Source organism: Paractinoplanes atraurantiacus, assembly GCF_900215205.1.
GTDB classification, from domain to species: Bacteria; Actinomycetota; Actinomycetes; order Mycobacteriales; family Micromonosporaceae; genus Actinoplanes; species Actinoplanes atraurantiacus.
Genome location: NZ_OBDY01000014.1, coordinates 66,591 through 89,116 on the forward strand (window position 1 = coordinate 66,591; position 22,526 = coordinate 89,116).

General features: G+C 71.3%; 18 protein-coding genes. 7 read left to right on the forward strand and 11 right to left on the reverse strand.

Annotated features, from left to right (window positions below):
* Nucleotides 1-33: 33 nt before the first annotated feature.
* Together CRP55_RS28120 and nhaA are read left to right on the forward strand one after the other, a co-directional pair.
* Nucleotides 34-1,230 (forward strand): amidohydrolase family protein, encoded by a 1,197-nt coding sequence (locus CRP55_RS28120; protein ID WP_245923415.1) that lies wholly within the window; start codon nucleotides 34-36, stop codon nucleotides 1,228-1,230.
* 143 nt (nucleotides 1,231-1,373) lie between these two features.
* Complete coding sequence (nhaA, locus tag CRP55_RS28125) at nucleotides 1,374-3,236, forward strand: Na+/H+ antiporter NhaA (protein ID WP_097323154.1); 1,863 nt, start codon at nucleotides 1,374-1,376, stop codon at nucleotides 3,234-3,236.
* On the opposite strand, the gene CRP55_RS28130 is transcribed toward nhaA, so the two are convergent.
* Complete coding sequence (locus CRP55_RS28130) at nucleotides 3,180-4,253, reverse strand: helix-turn-helix transcriptional regulator (RefSeq protein WP_097323155.1); 1,074 nt, start codon at nucleotides 4,251-4,253, stop codon at nucleotides 3,180-3,182. The two genes, nhaA and CRP55_RS28130, sit on opposite strands and share 57 nt — an antisense overlap.
* A gap of 175 nt (nucleotides 4,254-4,428) precedes the next feature.
* Between CRP55_RS28130 and CRP55_RS28135 the strand changes: the two genes are divergently transcribed.
* Complete coding sequence (locus CRP55_RS28135; RefSeq protein WP_143234926.1) at nucleotides 4,429-7,290, forward strand: M4 family metallopeptidase; 2,862 nt, start codon at nucleotides 4,429-4,431, stop codon at nucleotides 7,288-7,290.
* Nucleotides 7,291-7,337: 47 nt separating this feature from the next.
* Here the strand turns inward: CRP55_RS28135 and CRP55_RS28140 are convergent, their stop codons facing one another.
* The 10 genes from CRP55_RS28140 to blsE form a co-directional block, all read right to left on the reverse strand.
* Entirely contained in the window at nucleotides 7,338-7,784 is a 447-nt protein-coding gene (locus tag CRP55_RS28140) for an RDD family protein (RefSeq protein ID WP_143234928.1), read from the reverse strand.
* A gap of 37 nt (nucleotides 7,785-7,821) precedes the next feature.
* Nucleotides 7,822-8,232, reverse strand: coding sequence for a hypothetical protein (locus CRP55_RS28145; RefSeq protein WP_097323158.1), 411 nt, complete (start codon nucleotides 8,230-8,232; stop codon nucleotides 7,822-7,824).
* Between the two features lie 117 nt (nucleotides 8,233-8,349).
* Entirely contained in the window at nucleotides 8,350-8,544 is a 195-nt protein-coding gene (locus CRP55_RS28150; RefSeq protein ID WP_097323159.1) for a hypothetical protein, read from the reverse strand.
* Nucleotides 8,545-8,561: 17 nt separating this feature from the next.
* Nucleotides 8,562-9,200, reverse strand: coding sequence for a class I SAM-dependent methyltransferase (locus CRP55_RS28155; protein WP_097323160.1), 639 nt, complete (start codon nucleotides 9,198-9,200; stop codon nucleotides 8,562-8,564).
* Nucleotides 9,197-10,447 (reverse strand): ATP-grasp domain-containing protein, encoded by a 1,251-nt coding sequence (locus tag CRP55_RS28160; protein WP_097323161.1) that lies wholly within the window; start codon nucleotides 10,445-10,447, stop codon nucleotides 9,197-9,199. The genes CRP55_RS28155 and CRP55_RS28160 overlap by 4 nt, the downstream gene beginning before the upstream one ends.
* A 16-nt stretch (nucleotides 10,448-10,463) precedes the next feature.
* Nucleotides 10,464-11,447 carry a TauD/TfdA family dioxygenase gene (locus tag CRP55_RS28165; RefSeq protein WP_097323162.1) on the reverse strand — a complete coding sequence of 328 codons (984 nt, stop codon included), beginning with the start codon at nucleotides 11,445-11,447 and terminating at the stop codon, nucleotides 10,464-10,466.
* Nucleotides 11,444-13,291 carry a hypothetical protein gene (locus CRP55_RS53260; protein WP_097323163.1) on the reverse strand — a complete coding sequence of 616 codons (1,848 nt, stop codon included), beginning with the start codon at nucleotides 13,289-13,291 and terminating at the stop codon, nucleotides 11,444-11,446. Before CRP55_RS53260 ends, CRP55_RS28165 begins: the two co-directional genes overlap by 4 nt.
* A 25-nt stretch (nucleotides 13,292-13,316) precedes the next feature.
* Nucleotides 13,317-14,498, reverse strand: a complete 1,182-nt coding sequence (locus CRP55_RS28175; RefSeq protein ID WP_097323164.1) for a DegT/DnrJ/EryC1/StrS family aminotransferase — start codon at nucleotides 14,496-14,498, stop codon at nucleotides 13,317-13,319.
* 25 nt (nucleotides 14,499-14,523) lie between these two features.
* On the reverse strand, nucleotides 14,524-15,405 hold the full coding sequence (locus CRP55_RS28180; RefSeq protein WP_097323165.1) for a hypothetical protein: 882 nt from the start codon (nucleotides 15,403-15,405) through the stop codon (nucleotides 14,524-14,526).
* Between the two features lie 15 nt (nucleotides 15,406-15,420).
* On the reverse strand, nucleotides 15,421-16,413 hold the full coding sequence (gene blsE / locus CRP55_RS28185) for a cytosylglucuronate decarboxylase (protein ID WP_097323288.1): 993 nt from the start codon (nucleotides 16,411-16,413) through the stop codon (nucleotides 15,421-15,423).
* Between the two features lie 308 nt (nucleotides 16,414-16,721).
* On the opposite strand from blsE, the gene CRP55_RS28190 reads away from it, so the two are divergent.
* Genes CRP55_RS28190 through CRP55_RS28205 form a run of 4 tightly spaced genes read left to right on the forward strand, consistent with a single transcriptional unit; the run spans nucleotide 16,722 to nucleotide 22,525 of the window.
* Entirely contained in the window at nucleotides 16,722-17,465 is a 744-nt protein-coding gene (locus tag CRP55_RS28190; protein ID WP_143234932.1) for an FAD binding domain-containing protein, read from the forward strand.
* Complete coding sequence (locus CRP55_RS28195) at nucleotides 17,462-17,971, forward strand: (2Fe-2S)-binding protein (RefSeq protein WP_097323167.1); 510 nt, start codon at nucleotides 17,462-17,464, stop codon at nucleotides 17,969-17,971. Before CRP55_RS28190 ends, CRP55_RS28195 begins: the two co-directional genes overlap by 4 nt.
* Before the next feature lie 7 nt (nucleotides 17,972-17,978).
* Nucleotides 17,979-21,284 carry a molybdopterin cofactor-binding domain-containing protein gene (locus CRP55_RS28200; protein ID WP_097323168.1) on the forward strand — a complete coding sequence of 1,102 codons (3,306 nt, stop codon included), beginning with the start codon at nucleotides 17,979-17,981 and terminating at the stop codon, nucleotides 21,282-21,284.
* Nucleotides 21,281-22,525, forward strand: a complete 1,245-nt coding sequence (locus CRP55_RS28205) for a hypothetical protein (protein ID WP_143234934.1) — start codon at nucleotides 21,281-21,283, stop codon at nucleotides 22,523-22,525. The genes CRP55_RS28200 and CRP55_RS28205 overlap by 4 nt, the downstream gene beginning before the upstream one ends.
* The last annotated feature ends 1 nt before the right edge of the window (nucleotide 22,526 follow it).

A 22,526-nucleotide genomic window follows, 5' to 3' on the forward strand; every position in this document is an offset into this window, starting at 1 on the left:
CCCGGGTCGCTGCGGGCGGCGTACTGTCCCCGCATGACGCACGCAGTCGTGTCTGACCGGGCACGGATAGTGGCGATCCGGGCCCACGCCCTGTTCGACGGCGTGTCCGCGACCCTCATCCCCGAGCCGGTGCTGCTGCTGGACGGCCCGGCCATCGTCGGGGTCGGCCGGGCGACCGTACCGCCGGGCGCTCAGGTGGTCGACCTACCCGGCGCGACCCTGCTGCCCGGCCTGATCGACACCCACGTCCATCTCGCGTTCGACGCGAGCGCCGACCCGGTCGCCGCCCTCGCCATGCGGGACGACGACGCCACGATCGCGGCCATGACCTCCGCCGCCCGCACCGCCTTGCACGCCGGGATCACCACCGTGCGCGACCTCGGCGACCGCGGCTATCTGTCCCTGCGCCTGCGCGACACCCCGGGACTGCCCTCGATCGTCGCGGCGGGTCCACCGGTCACCACACCGGCGGGACACTGCCACTTTCTGGGCGGCGCGGCCGAGCCGACGCCGGGCGCGCTGCGGGCCGCGGTGCGCGAGCGGGCCGACCGAGGCGTCGACATCGTCAAGGTGATGGCCAGCGGTGGCACCATGACGCCGGGCACTCGCCAGGAGGTCGCCCAGTTCACGGCCGAGCAGCTGACCGTGGTGGTCGACGAGGCGCACCGGCTTGGCCTGCCGGTCACCGCCCACGCCCACGGCACCGCCGCGATCCGCACCGCGCTCGACGCCGGCGTGGACGGTATGGAGCATGTCTCGTTCTGGAGCGCCGAGGGGGTCGACGACCCGGGCGACCTGATCGCCCGCATCGCCGCCGGCCGCGTCGCGGTCGGCATCACCGCCGGCGTCGCCCCGGAACCCGGCGTCACCCCGCCGCCGGCAGTGGTGGCGCGGATGCCTCGCATCATCGCCAATACCCGGGCCATGTACGAAGCCGGCGCCCGCATGGTCATCGGCACCGATGCGGGCATCGGGCTCCCCAAGCCGCACGACGTCCTGCGATACGCGCTGGCCCAGACGTCGATGATCGGCCTCGACGCCCCGACAGCGCTGCGCCTGGCCACCTCGACGGCGGCCGAGGCATGCGGCCTGGGCCACCACAAGGGTCGCCTCGCTCCGGGATACGACGCCGACATCGTGGCCGTGCGGGGAAACCCCCTGCACGACCTCAACGCGCTGCACGACGTCCGCGCCGTCTTCGCCCGAGGAGCCCGGGTGGCTTCCTCATAGGCCGGCAGTGACGACGGAGCGCAAGCGATCTTCGTCGCTCCGTCTTCTCGCGGTCACCGGGAACCAGTACGGTGCTGGCAGGTGTGCCGGGAAGCCTGGTCGGCGATGGATGAACCCTGTCCTGCCGCGAAAGGGCTACGACGATGAGTGTTTCCGGGATGGTGCGCCGCATCTCCGAGGGGGGCCAGGCGCCGCGCACGGAACGGACCTTGCGCCTCGACCACCGTATCCGGACCGTCCTGGTGACCGAGACCCGCGGCGCCGCCGCGTTGCTGGCGGCGACCGTGCTCGCCCTGATCTGGGCCAACCTGCCCGGCGACAGCTACGAGACGCTCTGGCACACCGAGTTCACCGTCGGGCTCGGCGGCGCGGAGATCAGCGAAGACCTGCGGCACTGGGTCAACGACGGTCTCATGGTGTTCTTCTTCCTGCTCGCCGGCATGGAGATCCGCCGCGAGCTGAGCTTCGGCGACCTCCGTGACCGGCGGGCGGCGACGGTGCCGATCCTGGCCGCGGCCGGCGGCATGATCGTGCCGGCGGTCATCTTCGCCGCGATCACCGCCGGCACGTCCGCTCAGCACGCGTGGGGCATGGCGATGGCCACCGACATCGCCTTCGCGCTCGGCGTCCTGGCCCTGGTCGGCCCCCGCTGCCCGGCGAACGTCCGGGTCTTCCTGCTCACCCTCGCCGTGGTCGACGACATCGGGGCGATCCTGGTCATCGCGGTCGTCTACACCGAGGCCATCCATCCGGTGCCGCTGCTGGTCGCGGCGGTCCTGCTCGGTGTGGCACTGGCCATGCGCGCCGCGGGAGTCTGGCGGGCCACGCCGTATTTCGTGGTCGGCGTCGCGCTGTGGGTCGCCACCGTCGAGTCCGGGTTGCACCCGACCATCGTCGGTGTGGTGTTCGGCCTGCTCACTCCGGCTTTCCTGGCCCGTACGGCCGACCTCGACCGCATCGAGCGCCTCCTGCGGAAGTTCCGGCGCGAGCCCGGGCCGGAGGCCGCGCGGACGCTGACCATCGCGGCGCAGGGCGCGGTGTCGGCCAACGACCGGTTGCAGTACCTGCTGCGCCCGTGGACCAGCTTCCTCATCGTGCCGCTGTTCGCGCTGGCCAACGCCGGTGTGGTGCTCAGCCCCGAGGCGCTGTCGCGGGCGGTGACCTCGCCGGTGACCATCGGCGTGTTCGCCGGCCTGGTCGTGGGCAAGACGCTCGGCATCTGGGCGGCGTCGGCGCTCGTCGTGCGGACCGGCCTCGGCCGGCTCCCCTCGGGCGTACGCCTGCCTCAGGTCCTGTCCGTCGGCGCGGTGGCCGGCATCGGCTTCACCGTGTCGCTGTTCATCGCCGAGCTCGCCCTCACCGACGAGCAGGTCCGCGACGAAGCGAAGATCGGCATTCTCGCCGCCGCCGTCGTCGCGACCATGCTCGGCTGGGTGCTGTTCCGGCTCACCGGCCGGCAGAAGCCGGCGGGCGAGGCGACGTCCCTGCAACCGCCCGTCGAGCCCTCGGGTGAACACCACCGCGGCCCGCTGGGCGCCCCGGTCGAGCTGGTGCAGTTCGGCGACTACGAGTGCCCGTTCTGCCGCGACGCCGCACCGGCCATCACCGCCCTCCTCGACCGGCACCCCGGGCGGATCAGCTATGTCTGGCGAAACCTGCCGCTCGACGAGATCCACCCGTACGCCCGCCGCGCCGCCCAGGCGGCCGAGGCCGCCGCCGCCCAGAACGGCTTCTGGGCGATGCACGACCGGCTCATCACCGCCGACGCCTTCGACGACGAGGCACTGGCCGGCCTCGCCCGCGCGGCCGGACTCGACGTGTCCCGCTTCGTCGTCGACCTGGACACCGCCATCGTCGCCGCACAGGTCGACGCCGATGTGCGCAGCGCCCACGACAGCGGCGCCGACGGCACTCCCACGTTCTTCCTCAACGGAACCGTCGTCACCGGCTCACTCGACGAGGTCGTCGCCGCGGTGGAACGGGCGATCGACGCCGTACCCGTCTGACGTTCCGGCGGGATCTTGCTGGTCAGGGCGGTCGTCCTGGTCGCTCAGCCACCCGCGTTTCGCGGCCAGGACGGCTATCTGGAAGCGGGTCCGGGCGCCCAGCTGGGCCGCCGCGTCGGTGATGTGCTGCTGGACCGTGCGGCGGCTTATGGTGAGGATCCGGGCGATCGTCTCGTCCTTCATGCCGGCCGCCATCATGCGCAGGATCTCCCTCGTCCGCAGGTCCCGTCCCGAGACCGGCAACTCGTGACGCCTCGCCAGCGACACCGGCTCGGCGCGCTCCCACACGCTCTCGAACAGGGCCACGAGCGCCGTCACCAGCGTGGGCGAGCGCACCACCAGGGAACCCGACGACGGGCGGTCGCCCCAGATCGGCAGCAGCGCGGCGGCCCGGTCGAAGATCACCAGCTTCACCGGGATCTGCGATGCCAGCCGCAGCGTGCCGCCCCGGCCCGTCCCGCGCAGGGCCGTCATGAGCGAGACCGCGTCAGTGAAGCCGTCCGTCTCGTACACCGATCGCATCTGCAGACCGGGCGCCACCGGGGTCGTACTGTCGGACCCCGATCCGCCCGTCACATAGGGCGGCTTCGCGAGATGCAGCACCTCGAAGGTGCTTTCCGTCAGCAACTGGAGATAGCGCGCGGGCACCTCGTCCGGGCTCTTCAGCACCTCCACCATGTCGGTGGCGCGTGGCCCGGACGCCGAGTCGTGTGCTTCGACGAGCCGCTCCACGAGGTCTTCGGCACGGGCCAGTTCGGCCCGGCGCCGGGCCAGCAGCGCGCCGAGTGACGATCGCGGCGGCGCGGCCGCCCATCGTGGCGGCGCCCCGCCGATCCGCGACGCCAGCGCGTCGTCGACCAGCAGCCGCAGCGCCCGTTCCGCTTCGAACGGTGACACCCCGGCCGCGGACGCCACATCGTCGCGGTCCGCCGAGCGTACGGCCATCAGGTGTTCCAGCACCCGGCCGGCCAGCGGATCGAGACCGGTCGCCGACCACGGTATTTCCGTTCCGTCCATACGTTCTCGCATCCTCCGGCCTGAGCCTGCCAGGAGAGCCGCCCGCCGAGATGAATCGGGGATTACGAATGTGTAAGCGGCCTTCCGATTTGCGCAACTGCACAAGATCGTCCTTGTGGCGGCGGCCGGCATCAAGGTGAGCTGGGCGAACCCACTACCTCGCAGGAGCACCGAATTGCCTAGACCCAGGGCACTCCCCGCCATCGCCGTCCTGGCGACGGCCGCCATCCTCGGAACCACCGCCCAGGCCGCGCACGCGGCGACCCCGCCGGGGGCGACCCTTCCGGCCACCGTGGCGCCTGACACGGAGACACCCGCCCTTGTGGACGATGTGGCCGACCCGGCCGACGCCACGGTCGCACCGGACAAGGCCGCGAAGTCGCACCTCGCGAGCCACAAGGACCGCTACAAGATCGGCGATCCGGCCGGCACGCTCACCACGGCGAGCGTCGAGACGGAGGGCGAACGGGAGACGGTCCGGCTGAACCAGAAGTACAAGGGCCTTCCCGTCTTCGGCGCTCAATATGTCGTACGGACGGAGAAGGCGGCCGGCAAGCGGACGGTGACCGGAACGTCGGGCACCTACTTCACCAACCTGGACGTGGACACGGCCGCCACCCCGATCCCCACCGCGGTCGCCGTCTCCCGGGCGGTCGACGAGGTGCGCCGGAGCCTGAACCCGGGCGCGGCGGTCGTGGCCGGTGCGGCCAAGGCCGACCTCACCGGCACCGACCAGGGTCTGCTGGTCATGCCGACCGGCACCGGTGTGCTCGCGCGGCGCGTGCTCGTCAAGGGCAGGGACGCCGTCGACGGCCGGCCCGTGCTCCGCGACGTGTACGTGGGTGCGACGACCGGGGTGACGCTCCTCAGCGTCAGCCGGATCAAGTCCTTCGCCGCCGATCAGAAGCCCGGCACCGCGCCGCAGGCCGCGAAGACCTCAGGCACCACGAGCACCGGGACAGCGTCCGTCGCCGGACAGGGCACCACCCTGCACGGCGCCACCGTGTCGCTGCCGCTCGTCCGGTCGGACTCCGGGTCGTACCTCATGAAGGATCTGACCCGGACCGTCCCGATCACCACGTGGGACGCCCGGGGCCGGGACTACTACGACCTGATGGGTGGCGCGTGGCCCGAGGGTCTGGCGCCGTTCGCGTCGCCGTCGACCACGCTCGGCGCCGACCTGACCGACGCCGGCGCGGTGGACGCCGCCTGGGACGCCGCCAAGGTGGTCGACTGGTACAAGCAGAAGCTCGGGCGCGACAGCCTGGACGACGCCGGCATGCCGGTCGACTCGATCGTCGGGATCACGTACGGCGGCTCCCCGTGGGTCAACGCCTACTGGGACGGCACCCGCATGGTGTACGGCAGCGGCGACGCCGAATATCTGCCCCTGTCGGCCGACCCGGACGTCGTGGGCCACGAGATGACGCACGGCGTGGTGGAGCACACCGCCGGCCTCGTCTACGCCGGGCAGCCGGGCGCGCTCAACGAGGCGATCGCCGACTACTTCGGCAACGCGATCGACGTGGACGCGTCGGGCACGCCGATGTCCGACCCGCAGGCGAGCCTGCTCGGCGGCGACCTCTGCCGCACCCTGGCCCCCGCCCAGTGCGCCCTGCGCGACCTCGACGACGGCGCCACCACGGCCGACTTCCAGCACCTCATCGACACGCCGTCGATGGACGACGGCGGTGTGCACCTCAACTCGACGATCGTGTCCGGTGCCCTCTGGGACCTGCGCCAGGCTCTCGGCACGACGGTGGCCGACAAGATCGTCTACCGCGCCCTCACCGACTACCTGACGCCCATGTCCGACTTCGTCGACGCGCGTGACGCCGTACTCGCCTCGGCCAAGTCCTTCCGTTTGCCCAAGGGCGACCTCAAGGTGGTGCAGAGGGCGTTCGACTCCCGCGGAATCACCGCGAAGTGGGAGGAGAACCTCTACGGCAAGGGCACCGAAGTCCTGATCGACCGGCTCAACACGGGCATGTACGCCGACATGAGGGCGAGCACGGCGGGCGGCTGGTTCGCCGTGCCGCGCGCGGACGCGAACCGCACGGAGCCGACGTCGATCTGGGTCGGCCGTACGAACGGCAAGGGCACGCCGTACCGCATCTCCCCCGACGACGGCAGCGTCAACAGCTTCCCGCACACCGACGGCAAGCGGGTGGTGTGGCTGTCGGTCACGCTGAACCCCGACTCGCCGACCTACGAGACCAACCGCATCCTGTCGGCGCCGATCGGCGGCGGCCCGGTCAAGGAGCTCTACAGCTCCCCGTACCGCGTCGACGGCCTGGGCTTCGACGGCGACATCGTGGCGTGGAGCCAGTACGACCCGGAGCAGGGCTACCTCGACGTCGTGCGCTACCTGCGAGGCACCTCGAAGACCGTGCACACCCTGGCCCACCCGGACTGGCTCGGAAGCGCCACGGCACCGAGCGTCGAGAACGGAAGGATCTCCTACGTACGCTACGAGAACTTCACCGAGCCCGACGCCAACGGTGTCTATTGGTCGCTGGGCGTGGAGGTCTACGACGTGAAGACCGGCCGCACGGCCTACGCCGGCGGCGACCGAGGCGCCGAGCGGATGAGCTACCCCGACCTGTCGGCCACGGGCGTCGCCTGGATGACCGACCGCGACTACGGCACCATCGTCAACGGCGAATGGACAAAGGGCGCTTATTACGATTCCGTACGCCTCTACGACTTCGCCACACGCACCAGCCACCTCCTGTTCGAGGAGAACTCGCCGCAGGCGATCCGCACCGTGACGGTCGCCCTGTCCGACACGACCCTGACGGTCACCGAGGAGGCGCCGGTGAGCGCTTGGCTCGAGACCGGCGGCTACCCGAACAACGTGCTCAACCCGAAGCTCAAGCAGTACACGTTCCAGGGCCGGTACCTCGGCCCGGCGTCGTGCAGCCCGGGCGCACAGATGTACGCGACGGCCGGCAAGGGCCGCGAGGTCGTCTACATGGACTCGTCGGCGTCCGGCTTCGGCCTGGCCCACGCCACGGGTGCCAAGTCCTGTAAGTGAGTACCGCGGCGCGCTGGGATCGGTCCGACGGTCCCAGCGTGCTCGCGTCAGAGGTGGCGGACGATCGAGCCGGCCATCCGGTCGTGGAGGGTCCGCTGGCGGTCGCCGAAGACCGTGAACGCGTCGACCCAGAAGTAGACGCTCAGCGTCACCACGTCGAGCAGCCAGCCCAGCAGGCCCTTCACGCCGAACTCGCGCACCGCCATGCGGCCCCAGTCGAACGGCTGCCCGGTGTTCGCGTCGGCGACCACGTAGCCGAGCAGTTTCTTGCCCGGGCTCTGGCCGTCGGACCAGGTGACCATCGACCAGATGAACCACCCGATGAACAGGGTGAACACCATCAGCAGGCCGTCCAGCAGGAACGCGCCCAGCCGGCCGCCGGGCGAGACCAGCTGCCCCTGCGAGGCGGCGCCCGGCACGACATGGCCGGGCCGGTAGGGCTGAACGGCCGCCGGCGGCTGCGCGACGGGGGCGGCCCACTGCTGTCGGTACATGTTCGGATCGCTCATACCTGCCTCTGACGGACAGGCTTCAGTCCGAGCCCTTCACCGCCGTGCCGACGACCTCACCGGCGACTCGGATCATCTCGATCAGGGTCTGGCCGAACGCGCGCAGGAAGGAGGCCGATTGATCCGTGCTCACGATGGCCAGAATGATCAGGATGACGGCGAACGGGGCCCAGCTCAGGTGCATGGCGATGCGGCCGGCCACGGTCCGCGCCGATGCCCGGCCGCAGATCAGCCCGACCAGCAGGGCCGGGGTGAAGATCGCACTCAGGCGAGGCTCGGCGACACCGCCCCAGCGCACATTGATCAGGTCGATGACGAGGGCGGTCACGCCGATGACCGCCGCCAGGACCGCGGCCCACGCGCCGTACGAGACGAGGTCCTTGCGTTCGTGAAAAGCCGATCCCGGCGGCGGCGACGGATCGCGGGTAGTCATGAAGCCAGACTGACAGCCGAGCGATAAGCGGGTAATAGGGCGAATTGCCGACGCCCAGCACCTGTCCCGGCTAATCCGTTCGGCGTCATCCCCCTGATCGCTGCGGGGCGCTTCTGGTCAGTCGTTGTAGGGCTCGGGGAAGACGGCGGTCACGTCGGTCTCCGGGATCCAGACCGGGCGCTCCTTGCCGTTGATCAGGTAGCGCAGAAGGTTGGTGTCCTCGTCCCAGACCAGGGCGAGCACGCGGTAGCGCGCCTTGCCGCCGATCTTGACCTCGATGTCGGACGAGACTCCGGTGAAGTGACTGGGCATGGTGGTGACTTCTCCTCTCAGCCGCGATTGGTGAAGCACTGGAGGTAGGCGATCCCCTCGGGCCTGCCCTCCAGGTAGCTGCTGGTGCTGTAGCCGGCGTACGGCCGTCGCTCGATGAGCACCTCGTCGAAGTACGGCTCCCAGCGCGGCTCGATCTTCGGTTCCGTCACGAAGAAGGACATGAAGAATCCGCCGGGCCGCAGAATTCGGGTGATCTGCGTCCGCATCAGGTTGTCCCACCAGGCGGCGTCGTCGCGCATCGCGCGGGGCAGCCAGGGATCCAGCATCAATCCGTCCACGGTGCCCGTCGGCACCGACTCGATGTACTCGAAGAAGTCGGCCCGCACGATCTCGAGGTTCGCCGGCCGGTCCGGGTGCTTCTGCTCGAACTGCTCGATGACCTCCGGGTAGACCTCGATCACGGTGTGCTTCACGGTTTTCGGCTGTTCGGCGATGGCGATCGCGGAGAATCCCAGGCCGAGCCCGCACTCCAGGAAAGACCCGCCGTTGCGGCAGAGGATCTCGGCCGAGCGGCGCATCAACGGCTCCTCCCAGCCCTGCATCGCCTGTGATCCGTCGATGTAGAGCGTCACCTCGCCCTCGCCCGACCGCCGGAGGGCGATGTCCGGGTCGACCGGCTGTGCCGGGTGCTTCATGCTGTCTCCTCGGTGCCGGGAGCCTCGGGCTCGGTGTCGAACGAGAACGCGCGCAGGACGCCGTGCATGCGGTCCTCCACCTCGGCGGCGGTGGCGCCTTCGATGTGCAGGTAGCCGGACGAGGCGTACGAGGCCCGGGGAGGATGGGCGACGTCGCCGACGGCCAGCTTGAGCCGGCCGTCCATCACTCCCGGCAGGGTCAGCAGCTCGGCCAGCGGGGTGATCTCCACGACGCGGCCGGGCTTGACCGGCAGCAGCAGGTCACCCACGGCGCGGTTCTCGGTGTACGTCAGGTCCGGCATCCGTCCGACGTACGTGTCGAGGATGGCCCTGTGCATGTCGAAGCCGTACGCCAGCCCGTGGTTGGAGGGAACCTCGCAGCCCGAGATCCGTGCGGCCACCTCGCCCATGCAGAACGAGCCGTCCTCGCGCAGCCAGCACTCCCCGTGGAAATAGCCGTGGGTGATGCCGAGGCCGTCCACGAGGTTCTGGCACACCGCACGGGCGTCCAGCGGCGTCGCCTCGCTCGGGGCGAAGGTGATGTTGGCGTTGATCGCGCCGTCGAGGACGGAAAGAAGGGGCGCCGGGTTCAGCGAGAGGTAGGCGTCCAGCACCTTGCCGTCGAGCACCAGGGCACACAGCTGGAACTCGGTGCCGTGGATGAACTCCTCGACCACCCATGTTCGGCTCGGGTCGGGCGCCGGCGTGCGCGCCAGGTCGTCCGGCCCGTCGATCTTGTAAGTGCCGATGCACGCGAACGAGTCCAGCGGCTTCAGCACCACCGGCCAGCCGTGCTCCGAGGCGAACGCGGCGACGCCGTTCCGGTCGGTGACGAAGCGGTAGGCGGCGTGCGGCACGCCGATCTCCTGGTAGCGGTCCTTCATCGCCGACTTGTGCCGCACCCAGGTGACCTGCTCGGCGCTCAGGTGCGGCAGGCCCACCAGGCGCGCGAAGGGCTGGGCGACCTCCTGGAGCGGCTCCTGCGGGTTGCAGAAGTAGGTGGGCGGCCGTTCGAGCTCTGTCACCCACTGGCGGTATCGGGCGGCCTCGTCCTCCAGCGCGTCGTCGCGTGCGACGAATGTCGGCAGGTGAGCGCTGCGGTCGAGGTAGTCCTGCGGCAGGCTGCTCAGCACCGAGGTGAAGCGGAGCAGGACGATGTCGAGGTCGTCCCGGCGGATCGCGTTGTCGACGAAGGTGGACGGGCGGTCGTCCACCACCAGCACGGACGGGCGGGCGGCGGCAGTCATTCGCGCTCCTCGGGGCTCAGTGGATGATGCGGGACAGCCCGGACGGCCGGGCCGGGCGGGAGCTGCGCAGGTCGGTGATCACGTTCACCCGTTTCAGCCAGCGGTCGGTGCCGTCGTAACGCGGGAGGAACGACCGGCGGCCGTGGACCACGTTGCGGTTGTCGAGGAAGCAGATGTCCCCGGGGCCGATGGCGAGGCCGTACAGACTGTTGTCGATGTTGGCGGTGAGTTCGGCCCACGCCGCCGCGGCGCCCCGGTCTCCGGCCACCGGGCGCGCGAAGTCCCGGTCGACACGCAGCACCGGCGCTTCGGGGTGACCGGTCAGCAATGGGGTGGGCTCGCCGCCGGCCTGGTCGGCGCCCTCGTGCGAGTCGTCGGGAAGGATCTCGAACCGCGGCTGGAACAACGTCTCCAGGGCCGCCGCGGACAGCCGGGGCAGGTCCACGTACCCGATGGTGGTGTCGACCTGGTCGGGGTTGCGCAGCGCCAGCAGCCCCACGTGGTGGGCGCGATGCGGGGAGAACGCGTCCTCGGTGTGCCAGGCCAGCTCCCGGCCGCTGCTCGAGCTGACCGTGCTCTCCTCCATCCCGGCCACCGGCAGGACGTCGGTGATCAGGTGGCCCGCCTGTTGCGCGGCCCAGCCGATCGGATCGCCGAACAGGCCGGCGTAGAGCGCCAGCAGTATGGCGTAGCGACGGCTCGATGGCGTGTCGGCCGTCTTCCAATGCGCCGGCGTCGGCTCGAGATCGCCGGCTATGTGATTGCCCCGGAAGACCACGGCGTGCTTGCGCTCGTCCAGGCGGGCACGAGCAGCAGCCTCCCGTACCGGCCGCGGCAGGTCCGCGGCCAGGACGTGCAGGTCGGCCATGAACGCGGGATTCTCGGCGCTGCCGTATTCGGCCAGGCAGGCCAGGGCCAGCGAGCCGGCCGCGCCCGCGGAAGCATCGTCCAGACGGCACACGTGCAGCAGCCGCGGCGGGGTGATCGTGGAAGATTTCACGGTGCCTCCTTGTCGGACGGGCCGGTCGCGGCGGGCTCCACCCCGAAGTCCCAGCGGGTGAGCGACAACCCGAGGTCCTGCACGCCGTACGCGGTCAGGTAGTAGGCCTGTGGCGGCACGTCGGCGGCCATGGTCAACGTGAACTCGGCCGTCGGCGTGGGACGGCCGGCGCTGACCCGCAGGCGGGCCTGAGCCGGCTCGACCACGCAGTCGCCGCGCAGATAGCGGGGTACGTAAACGCCCACCCGGACCGGTCCCGGCCGAGCGCCGGTCACTCGCAGCCGGACCGGCAACACCCCGCCGGCAGCCACCTTGGCGGGTGCCTCGACGGCGAGCTCGGGTGCGCCCGTCAACCGCAGCGTCACGTCCCCACATCGTTCGCAGAGCACACAGACGGTGTCCAGCGCGGTCGGCGTCCAGGCCCTTCGCACGAACCGCCGCGCGGGAAGCCCACAGACGCAGACGACGTCCTCGGCCGAGTCGTCATCGGGTGCGCTGCGCTCACCGAAGTGCCCGGCGAAGTCGGTCAGCTCGTTGTCCGGGTCCTTGGCCAGCAGGCCGGCGATGGCATGGTCGAGGGACTGAAGGTCGGCGTCCAGCTCCGCTCCGACGCGGTCGGCGGAGACGGCGGCGGCCTGGCGGGTCGTCCACGGTGCGACCTTGGCCGCCATCCGGGTGAACCGGGGCCGTAACGGGTGGCTCGGCGGCAGCAGATCGCCGGCGAGGTAGGCGGTCAGCCGGGCCGCCGTGGTCAGCACGCGCGGATCCGGGCGCCGCGCCGCGATGCCGGGCAGCTCACGCCGGTCGCCGGGCAGACCGTAGTGCACATACGCGTCGTCCGGCTGGCTCCCGCCGAGCACCGCGTTGAGGGTGAGGACGGACGACGCGCCGGCCTCCGCGGCCCGCATCCAGGCCTCGTTCTCGGGCCGGTCGCTGTGGTGCACGGTCGGGGCGGCCACCACGTCCTGAGCGACGCCGTCGATCGCCTCCAGCAGGAGCTGGTACTTCGGGTCGTACGTGATCGCGTCCGGGTAGGGCGCGTTGTTGCAGGAGCTGAGCACGATCTCGGCGGCGCGGATCCGGGCCAGCGGCAGCAGCTTCTCCCGGGGCTTGTAGCAGTCCGGCCCGTACGCGCAGCGGGGCCCCAGCAGTTCGGGACTCCGAGCAGCGCCGGCGTGCAGGCCGCACACCGTCCAGTCGCCCAGGTTGATCGAGTCGTCCCGGCCGTGCCCCTGCAGGAGCAGCCGGCGCCAGCGGCCGTCGAGCACCTCGGCCCCGGTGTCCGCCTCGTCGAGGGTGCGGTCGTCGCGGACGCGCACCGCCCCGATCGGGGCGGGCCGGTCGGTCGAGGTGTAGAGCCCGACCGCGGTCACGTCGGGGGACACGGTCGCGTACTGCTTGGCCACGAACCAGGCCAGCGAGGCGAGGTCCCGGCCGGTGAGCAGGCTCGACCGGCCCCGCCAGCGCCACAACGCCGCGCGTACCGGATCGATCGTGAGCTGCTCGTAGAGGCCGGCGATCACCAGAGTCGCGTCGCCGGTCATGTCCGACGGCTGGTCCCGGTCGAGTTCGGAGGCGGCGAGCCACGTGACGGCGAGCGGCTCGATCATGGCGGCCAGAGCCGGTGGGAGCGGCTCCGAGCCGAGCAGCACGCCATATCGGCGGGGAAGCGGCCGGCGGGACGCCCGATAGATGTCGGTGGCCCGGCGGGCGGCCTCGGCCAGGTCGTCGCGGCCGTCGGTCCACACCGGCACGGCGGGTGTATCGCCGGCGAGGAATCGACTCACGTCGAGCGTGTACTGGTCCAGCGAGGCCGTCGCTGCGAAGACGGTCGGTGCAGACATGTGCTTGTTCTCTCCGGACTGTGGGTCAGAGTTTCCGGAGGACGGTACCGAGATACGTCGCCTGCTCCCGCTGGTCGGCCTCGCTGAGCTCCGGTGACATCGGGAGGCAGAGGATGCGGCTGATCCGGTCGCGGGTGGTCCGGAATCCGTCCCGGCTGATCGGGGCCGAGGTGCCCGGGTCCGCGAGGTTCCAGGGGAAGCCCTCGGCGTACAACGACCGGCGCCCGGACAGGACCGGGTGGGCGGGGAGGTCGTACTTGTCGAGGGTCCAGCTCGAGATGCCCGCCTCGGTGACGGCCTTGACGGCCCGGTCGCGCAGTTCCGGGCTCTCGAAGCTGATCCGGACGCTGAGTTTGACCTCGCCCTCCCGGCGCGGCAGCACGGTCAGGTCGGGACGCTCGGGTGCCTCGGCCGCCGCCATCGCGTAGTGCCGGGCCAGGCCGGCCAGGATCTCGTCCAGGTGCCGGAACTGCTGGAGCTGCACGGCGGCGGTGCCCTCGCTGGTCACGAAGTTCTCGCCGTAGAACGCGTCGTCGCCCCAGATCGGGTAGCGGCCGGGAATCCGGATCGATCCGTGGTCGTGGTACGAGCGCATGGTCTCCCACGTCCGCTCGTCGTTGGTGGTGAGCAGGCCGCCCTCGCCGGACGTCAGAACCTTGGCGTGATGGAAGCTGAAAGTGCCGGCGTAGCCCACGGTTCCGGCGTGCCGCCCGTCCGGGAACGTCGCGCCCAGCGCCTGAGCGGTGTCCTCGATGACATACGGCACCGAGGCCGGTACGTCCGCGACCGAGCCCTCCATGTGGGCGAGGATGACCCGTTGGGCGCCGGCCGGGATGAGCGTGGTGTCGAGCATGAGCCGGTCGTCGACGTCGACCGGCACGGGGATCAGGCCGCAGGACAGCACGGCTCCGGCCACCGCGACGAAGGTGAGGGCCGGGATGTACACGAGGTCGCCGACCGCGGGCCGGGTGGAGATCAGCGCCAGTCGCAGCGCCTCGGTGCAGTTGTGGACGGCCAGCACGTGCCCGGCGCCGAGGCGCTGGGCGACCACCCGCTCGAGGCGGGAGGCCGCGGACTCCGTCTCGGTCTGATAGCGGAACAGGATGCGGTTGTCGATCGCCTCCTGCAGCTCGGTCATGTCGGACCAGTCGAGATAGTTGGCGCCGAACGGGAGCATGCGCAGGCCGAGGCGTTTCTCGAGGCTCATGGTTGTGCCTTTGCTCTTGGAGGGGTCAGGCCCACGGTGCGATGGCGAGCTGGCGCAGCTTGCGCGCCACTCGCTGGGCGCCGCTCAGGTCGTCGTCGAACGCGTCGAGGACGGACCAGTCCACCGGGTCGCGTCCCGCATCGGCCGCGTCGGCGATTCGTACGGTCTTCGTCACCTGCTGCCTGAGGCGTTCCTGGGCCGCGTCGAGCGGGGGAAGCAGGGCCATGGGCGCCTTGCCGCGAGCCCGGGCCAGGGTCAGCGCGGCCAGGGACGGCGTCGCGGCGAACTCCACGCATCCGGCGTGCAGGTCGTCCAGGGCGGCCTCGCTCGTCGTCAGCACGTCGGCCGGCACGCCGCGCAGCCCGGCCAGGACGGCGGCCGGCGGCCCGTCGGTGAGGATCCGCACCGGCTCATGCGACCCCTCGACCAGCGGAAGAAGCACTTCCCGGGTGTACGTCTCGACGGCCTCCGGTGTGGCGGCGCCGACGGCCAGGGCCATCAGCCGGTACGAGCCCCGTCCGTTCCAGCCCCGGCGGACCGGCGTGAACGACAGGACGCGCTGCACGCCGCGAGGCAGGGGCTCGTCCCGGTCCGACCAGCGCGGCCGGTGTGCCAGCACCAATGCCGCCGCCGGCGGCGGTCCGGCCGGCTCGGCCGCGCCGGCATGCAGATGCAGGACGGCGTACCCGGCCGCTTGCAACGCGGCGGTGGCGTCGGCGGCGCCGGCGACCAGCGCGGCGCGGACGCTGTGGGAACGCGCCAGCGTGACGGCCTGGTCCGGGTCGGCGCCCGGCGCGAGAACCACGTCCATCTCGGAGAGATGCGCGGAGACCCGATGGACAGCCGTACGGGAATCGAGGTCGTCGCCGGGCACGAGAAGTACACCCCACCGGGTGGTGGTGGTCATGATCGCCTCCGTTGCCTAGAACTGCCAGGCCGGGACGGCGCCGAGTCGCGCCACGTCGTCGCTGTACCCGGCGGCCGTCGTCGAGCAGCCCGTGCAGACCGATGGCCCGTTGTCGCGGAAGTAGTCCTGGTGCCGGCGGAACGAGGGGCTGTCCAGCCACTGGCGGCCGTCCGGCTGTCGCACCGGGCTGCCTCCACGGACCTCGTCCTCGCTGCGGTGCGGCAGGCAGCTGCACCCGAACGCCCGGTTGTTCTTGGGATCCAGGTAGATCACGTCGTCGACGAGCTGACACAGCGGCTCGGACGCGCGCGGTGTGATGGACTCCCCGAAGTAGAGCTCCTGCTCGCCGGGGGTGTCGCCGTAGAAGCGACGGCCCAGCGGGATCAGGTTGGTCGCCGGGTCCGCGTCGTAGATCGGGTCGCAGGTCCGCCGGACCTCATCGGGGTCGGGGTACGCGATGTGCCGGTTCAGCTTGATCGCCGAGAGCTCCCACTGCTGGACCCCGGCATCGGTGAGCACCCGCTGCAGGCGCGGCATCTCGGCGAAGTTGTGCGGGCCGACCACGGTGTTCACACGGGGCAGGATCCCCAGCGCGGCGGCCCGGCGCAGTCCTTCCAGCCCGTTGGCGAACATGCCCGGCGACCGCCGGAAGACGTCATGCGTCTCCGGACCGGCACCGTCCAGGCTGACGATGATCTGCGCCAGGCCGGCATCGTGCAGTGCCTCGATCTTGCGGGGCAGCATCATGCCGTTCGTGATGATGGACATCCGCATGCCGTGCTCGGTGCCGAGGCGGACCAGCTCCTCGACGTCGCCGTGCATGAGCGGCTCTCCGCCGGTGAAGCGGACGAAGCCCACTCCGACCCGCCGGGCCTCGGGCAGCAGCTCCGCGAACATCTCCGGCGTGTAGCGGAACACGTCACGAGACAGCCCGTACTCGCACATGAAACAGTCGGCGTTACAAGCTTCCAGAATGCGAATGAAAAGATAGCGCTCACGTTCAGACAACGTCTTACCCCCGTATGCGTAGATGAGTGTCAAGTCATTACGCATTGATGTCTGCTGTTAGTGCACGATCATGGATCGAGTCGGACTCTACTGCTCCACGGTGGACCCGGCAAGGGGTTGCCGGACGGGCTGACCGCGAAGTACCGTTCGCGGTGATCATCGGTCCAGCTTAGACACATACCCATCATGAGCTGCCGAAACACGGTGTGCCGCATGCTTGCGCCACCGGTCGCCGAGCGCGCCCCCGAGACCTCGTCCGAGCCGTCGCCGGTCCACCGGGCACCTTCCCAAGGCAATCAGGAGGAGTTTTGGGAGAAGTTCTCCAGAAGCCCGCCGTCCTCGTTCCGAAAACCCTCGAAGAATTGCATTCCGCGCTCCGCGCGGGCGCCAATGTCATCGGCGGCGGCGTGGGCCTGATGTCGCGTGCGATGCCACCGGAGCTCGCCGAGCTCAATGTCGATCTCAGCGCGATGGGCCTGGGCGCCGTCGAGGCGCACGCCGCCGGCGCGATGGTCCCGCTGAGCCGCCTGGCGGCCACCGATCTCGCGCGTCATCGTGCGGTGGCCGAGGCGCTGGAGGTCACCGCCACCCCCGCCCTCCGGCGCCTCATCACTGTCGGCGGCGTGCTGGGCGCCCGGCAGGTCCGCGCCGACCTCGTCCCGGCCCTGGCGGTACATGACGCGCAGGTCACCGTCCTGCGGGCCGACGCACCCGTCCCCGTACGGATTCCGGTGCTCGACCTCTGGGACGTGGACGTCCCGTTCGCCGTGCTGAGCATCGAGCTCGGCGAGGCCGGACCCAGCCGTTACCGGCGCGTGGCCGGGCATCAGCCGATCGCGCCGAGCGTCGCCTCGGTGGCCGTCCGCCGCCGGGCCGGCGGCTGGAGCGTCTGTGTGGGCGCGGCGATGACGCGTCCCCAGCTCGTCGACCCGCGGCGGATTCCGCCGGTCGCCGCGTTCCGCACCGACCATCGCGGCTCGGCCGAGTATCGCCACCATCTGGTCGGCGTGCTGGTCCGCGACCTGATGACCGAGATAGAGGAGCCGACATGACAGCAACCCGGGCGCCGGTCGTCCTGATCGACGGCGTCGCGGCCGAGGTCGCCGCTCCCCCGATGTCGCGCGTCGCCTGGTGGCTGCGCGACAACGGGTGCCCAGCGGTGAAGGTGGGCTGCGAGGAGGGATCCTGCGGCGCCTGCATGATCCTGCTCGACGGCGAGGCTGTGCCGTCCTGTCTGCTGCCGGTGGGACGCCTGGCGGACGGTGCCCGCATAGAGACCTCGGCGGCGCTGACCGAAGAACCCGACGGCGCTGAGATCGTACGGTCGCTGGCCGAGGAATCCGCTGTGCAGTGCGGGTTCTGCACGCCGGGGATCGTGGTGAGCTGCGTGGCCGCGGCCAGGTCAGGCGACGACCTGTCCGAGGCAGGCACCACCCGGGCGGTGCTCTCCTCGCACGTCTGCCGGTGCACCGGGTACCAGGCGATCGTCCGGTCGGTCACCCGCGCCGCGGCCACTCTCGCCGCGGTCACTCCCGTCGCGGCCGCCGAGGGGATCTGAGGCGCAGATGGACCTCTCCTCTCTTCCTCGTGGCGCTGAAACGGCCCGCAAGGCCTCCGGCCGAGCTCCGTTCGTCCTCGACGCGGCGCCGGCGAGCGCCCTGCACGCACGCCTGATCCGGGCCCGGGGCCCGCACTCCAGGGTGGCCGTCGACACGGCGGCGATCGGGCGGATGCCCGGAGTGGTGGCGGTGCTCGGCCCCCAGGACGATCCGGGCCGCCCGTACTCCGCCAACCCGCACGGCGCCCGCGCGGACATGGCCGTCTTCACCGCGGAAGCCCGGTTCCCGGGCGATGTCGTGGGCGCCGTCGTGGCGCCGACGCGCGAAGCGGCCGCGGCGGCGGTCGAAGCGGCGGCAGCGGCGGGCGCCGGGCTGTCCGAGGTGGCATTGCCCGCCGTGCTCACCGTGGACCAGGCCCTGGACGCGAACGCGCCCCCGGCGCACCGCGGCTTTCCCGGGGACGGCAATGTGCTGGCCACGCTCGCGTTCGGTGCGGAGGCGGACGCGACCGCGGCAGCCATCGCCGCTTCAGCCCATGTGTTCGACCACACCTATCGGACCGCGGCGACCACGCACGCCTTCCTCGAGCCGATCGCCGCCACGGCCGCGTTCGACGCCGAGGGCCACTGCCGGATCAGGTCGTCCACCCAGTGCCCGGCACCCAGCCTGACGATCCTCGCCGGGCTGCTCGGCATCGCCGAGGAGCTGATCGAGTACGAGCCGGTCGTCATCGGCGGGTCGTTCGGCGGCAAGGAGGAATTCCTGCTCGACGCGGCGGCCGCGCTGTGCAGCCGGGCGGTCGGCGGCCGGCCCGTGGTGCTGGCCACCGACCGGCGGGAGATGACCGCTCAGTTCCGGCTGCGCCACCCGGCGAGCGTGCGGGTGCTGACCGGCTGTGATCGGACAGGCCGCATGACCGCCCGGCTCATCGAGGCGACCGTCGAGGGCGGCCCGTACGCGGTGCACACGCCCAGCGTCACCGCCAACGGGCTCACCTTGGCCATGTCGATGTACCCGGCGCCGGTGGTCCGGGCCACCGGCACGAGCGTGGCGCTCAACCGCGTGCCGGGCGGCGCCTACCGCGGCTACGGCGGACCACAGGTGCTGTTCGCGGTCGAGTCGCAGATCGACGAGATGGCCCGGGCTCTCGACCTGGACCCGATCGAGCTGCGGGCACGCAACGCGCTGCGACCGGGTGGGGTCGATCCGGTGCACCGGTGGCGGGCCGAGTCGTACGACATGATCGGCTGCCTCGACCTGGCCCGGGACCTTCCCCCGCTGGAGCCCGGAACCCGCGGCCCGAGGTATCGGCGCGGCCGTGGCCTCGCCGCTCTGGCCAATGTGTCGGGCGTGACCGGCGCCCTGGGCATCGACGAATCGCAGGCGGAATGCGTGGTCCGGGACGGGCGGGTCGTCGTGACGACCTCGGTGCCGGACGTGGGACAGGGGCTGCACACACTTCTGCAGAACACCGTCGCCGAGACTCTCGGGCTGCCGCCGGTTCTCGTCGAGGTCGCGTTCGACGTGCGAGGCGGCGACCGCGGCATCTACGCCTCTCGCGGCACCTACCTGACCGCGAACGCCGTCCAGGAAGCGGCTCTCGACCTCAAACGGCGCCTGCCGGCGGCGGCCGGGCCGGTCACCGGTGCGGTGCCCGGCTCGTGGGCCGGGCTGCGCGGCCGGGGCGTGTTCCGGGCCCCGGACAACGCGCTGGTGGCCGGTGTCCAGGTGGCCGACGTCGAGGTCGACATGGACACCGGCCAGGTCGAGGTGCTGCGGGTGACCTCGATCCACGATGCCGGGCGGGTGCTCCAGGCCGGCGCGGCCCGCGGGCAGGCCGTCGGAGGTGTGGTGCAGGGCCTGGGCAACGCGATGCTCGAGGAACTGCCGTTCGCCGGGACCGGGGAGCCGTACGAGACGAGCATGTACGCGCTGGGCGTTCCCCGGGCGACGTGGCCGGTCGAGGTCGACGTCGTCTTCACCGAGGGCGACCGGCTCCCGGCGGGTCCCCTGGCCGCCAAGGGCTTGGGCGAGTCGCCCGTGATGGCGGTCGCGCCCGCGGTGGCCGCGGCGCTGCACGACGCGGCCGGGATCCGGCTGCGAGAGACACCGTTCACGTCCGAGCGGGTATGGCGGGCCCTGCGGTCCCGGGAAGGAAAAGCAGTGACCGATCGTACGAGGACGCCGTTCGGGCTCGTGGTGCACGGCAACCCGTTCGGCTGGGGAAGCATGGGGAAGATCAACCACGTGCTGGCCCGGCTGCCCGAGGCCCGCCCGGTGCTGCTCGGTGAGAGCCTCGGCCACGAGATCCTCGCCGAGGGCCTGCTCGCCGGGTCGTACCCGGACGTCGCCGATCTCTCCGGGCCCGAGGCCCGGGAGATCCTGCGGCGGCACGAGATCGAGGTGGCTCTGGTCGCCAACGATCCCCTCGCCGCCGATCAGCTGATCTCGCTGGGCTGCCCTGTCGTCTTCATCGACAGCCTGCCGTTCCTCTGGACGGACGCCGACCCGATGCCGTCCTCCGAGGCCGCCTATTGCGCACAGCAGACCCTCGCCCTGCCGGTCGCCGCGGGCGCCGCGCTGCTCAAGGTGGAGCCGATCACCTGGGTCGGCGCCATCGTTCCGGAGTCGTCCACCGTGGCTTCCGGTGACACGTCGAGTGTCGTGATCAACGTCGGGGGCCTGGAGTCCCCGTTCGGGCGCAATCTGGGTGACAGCTACCTGACCGCGGTGCTGCCGCCGCTGCTCGAAGCGCTCGCCCGGCACGGCGACCCGGTCGTGCACCTGTGCGGCAACATCAGCTGGGACAGGCTCAAGGAACTCGGCATCGACATCGACCGGCTGACCAGCGTGGGGATCCGTTCGGCGGAGGAGTTCGACGCGCTGGTCGCGACGAGCGGCCTGACCGTCACCTCCCCCGGTCTGACCACGCTGTTGCAGGCGCTGCGCCATCGCGTACCGGTGTTGACGTTGCCGCCGCAGAACGTCAGCCAGGTGATGAACGCGGAGACCTTCTGGAGCGGCCAGCCGTCCGTACGGCACATGAACTGGCCCGACGGTGTCATCGACTGGAGCCACTTCGCCGAGCTGCGCCGGCAGGGCGAGGAGGTGACCGTCCGCTACATGTACGAGCGGGTCCGGCAGAGCGCGCACGACGAAGCGATGCAGCAGGCCCTGCGCACCGAGGCCAAGCGGGTCGTCGACATGGCACCTGTCCCGCCGGAGCCGCTGCTGCTGGACATCCTCGGCACGACCGGCGCCGAGGAGGTGGCCGCCGTCATCCGCGCCCGGCGCCGGCCGCAGCCGTGGTGACCGCCGGCGACGTGCTGTTCCGTTCGCTGTTCGTGGTGGCGCTGGCCGTGGCAGCCTACGAGCCGCTGAAGGAGATGCGGCCCGGGACGGACTGGCGCCCGGGAACGCCGGGCGCGCGGATCGGCGACCAGGTGGTGACCACCACCGGGCGGGCCGGTGTCGCCGCGGCGATCGCGGTCTCCGGGTTGTCGTTCGCGGCCGGATGGTGGATCGTGCCCGCGCTGTGCGTGTTCGCGGCCGCCTTCCTGCTGTTGGCGACGGTGTACCTCGCCCAGCGCTTCGCCGGCTACGTGACCGAGGAGGACGACGGGACCAAGCACTTCAAGGTCCACCATCATCTGCACCTCGCGGGCATGGCCGTGCTGACGGCGGCCGTCGCCGGTCTGGCCGGCCTGGTCGCCGGCCACGGATCCGACCCGCATGTCCTGACGGCGTGGATCTCGCAGGGGTTCTGGGGCGCCGTGGGTGCCCACTACTTCGTGGCCGCGATCTCCAAGATCCGCAAGCGTGGCCTCGGCTGGGCCGATCGGCGCCTGTTCCCGTACTTCGTCACGCTGTTCACGCGGTATCGCCGGGGCGACGGCGAGACCGTCCGCGACACCGGGGCCGGGCCGCTGCTGGCTCGCCACCCGGCCTGGTCCACGGCGCCGCTGTGGGCGGTGCTGCTGCTCGAGCTCGCGGCGCCCGCGGTGATGTTCGGCTATCCGTTCCGGCTGGTCATCGGCGTCGGCCTGGTGCTGTTCCACGCCTGCAGCTATTGGCTGCTCGCCGTCGACTTCCGGGAGAACGCCATGCTCGCCGCGCTGGTGCTGCTGCCACTGCCGTGGCCGGGGGCCGACTGGGCCGGCCTGACGATCGCGCCGGTGGCGCTGACCGCCGGGGTGGGCTGCATCCTGCTGTCCCTGCTCTTCGACGACCGGGTCTTCCCGTTCTCCAACCTGCCGATGTTCGCGGCGGCCTACCGCCCGGTCACGGTGATCACCCTGCGGTCACCGGACGGCGCACTGATCTACCCGACGATCCGGTACGCCGGGTGCTCGACCTCGGGCCTGTCCCGGGAGTTCGCCGAGACGCAGGAGCCGGGGCCGGACCTCGAGGGCTTCCTGGGCACGGTCCGCGATCGGATCGCGCGGTCGGGCGAGGAGCCTCCCGCGGGCACGGTGCTGTGGCGCGAGGTGATCGACGTGGACCCGTCGGGACGGGTCCACGTCGACGATGGCCTGCTGGCCGGCCTCGCCTGAG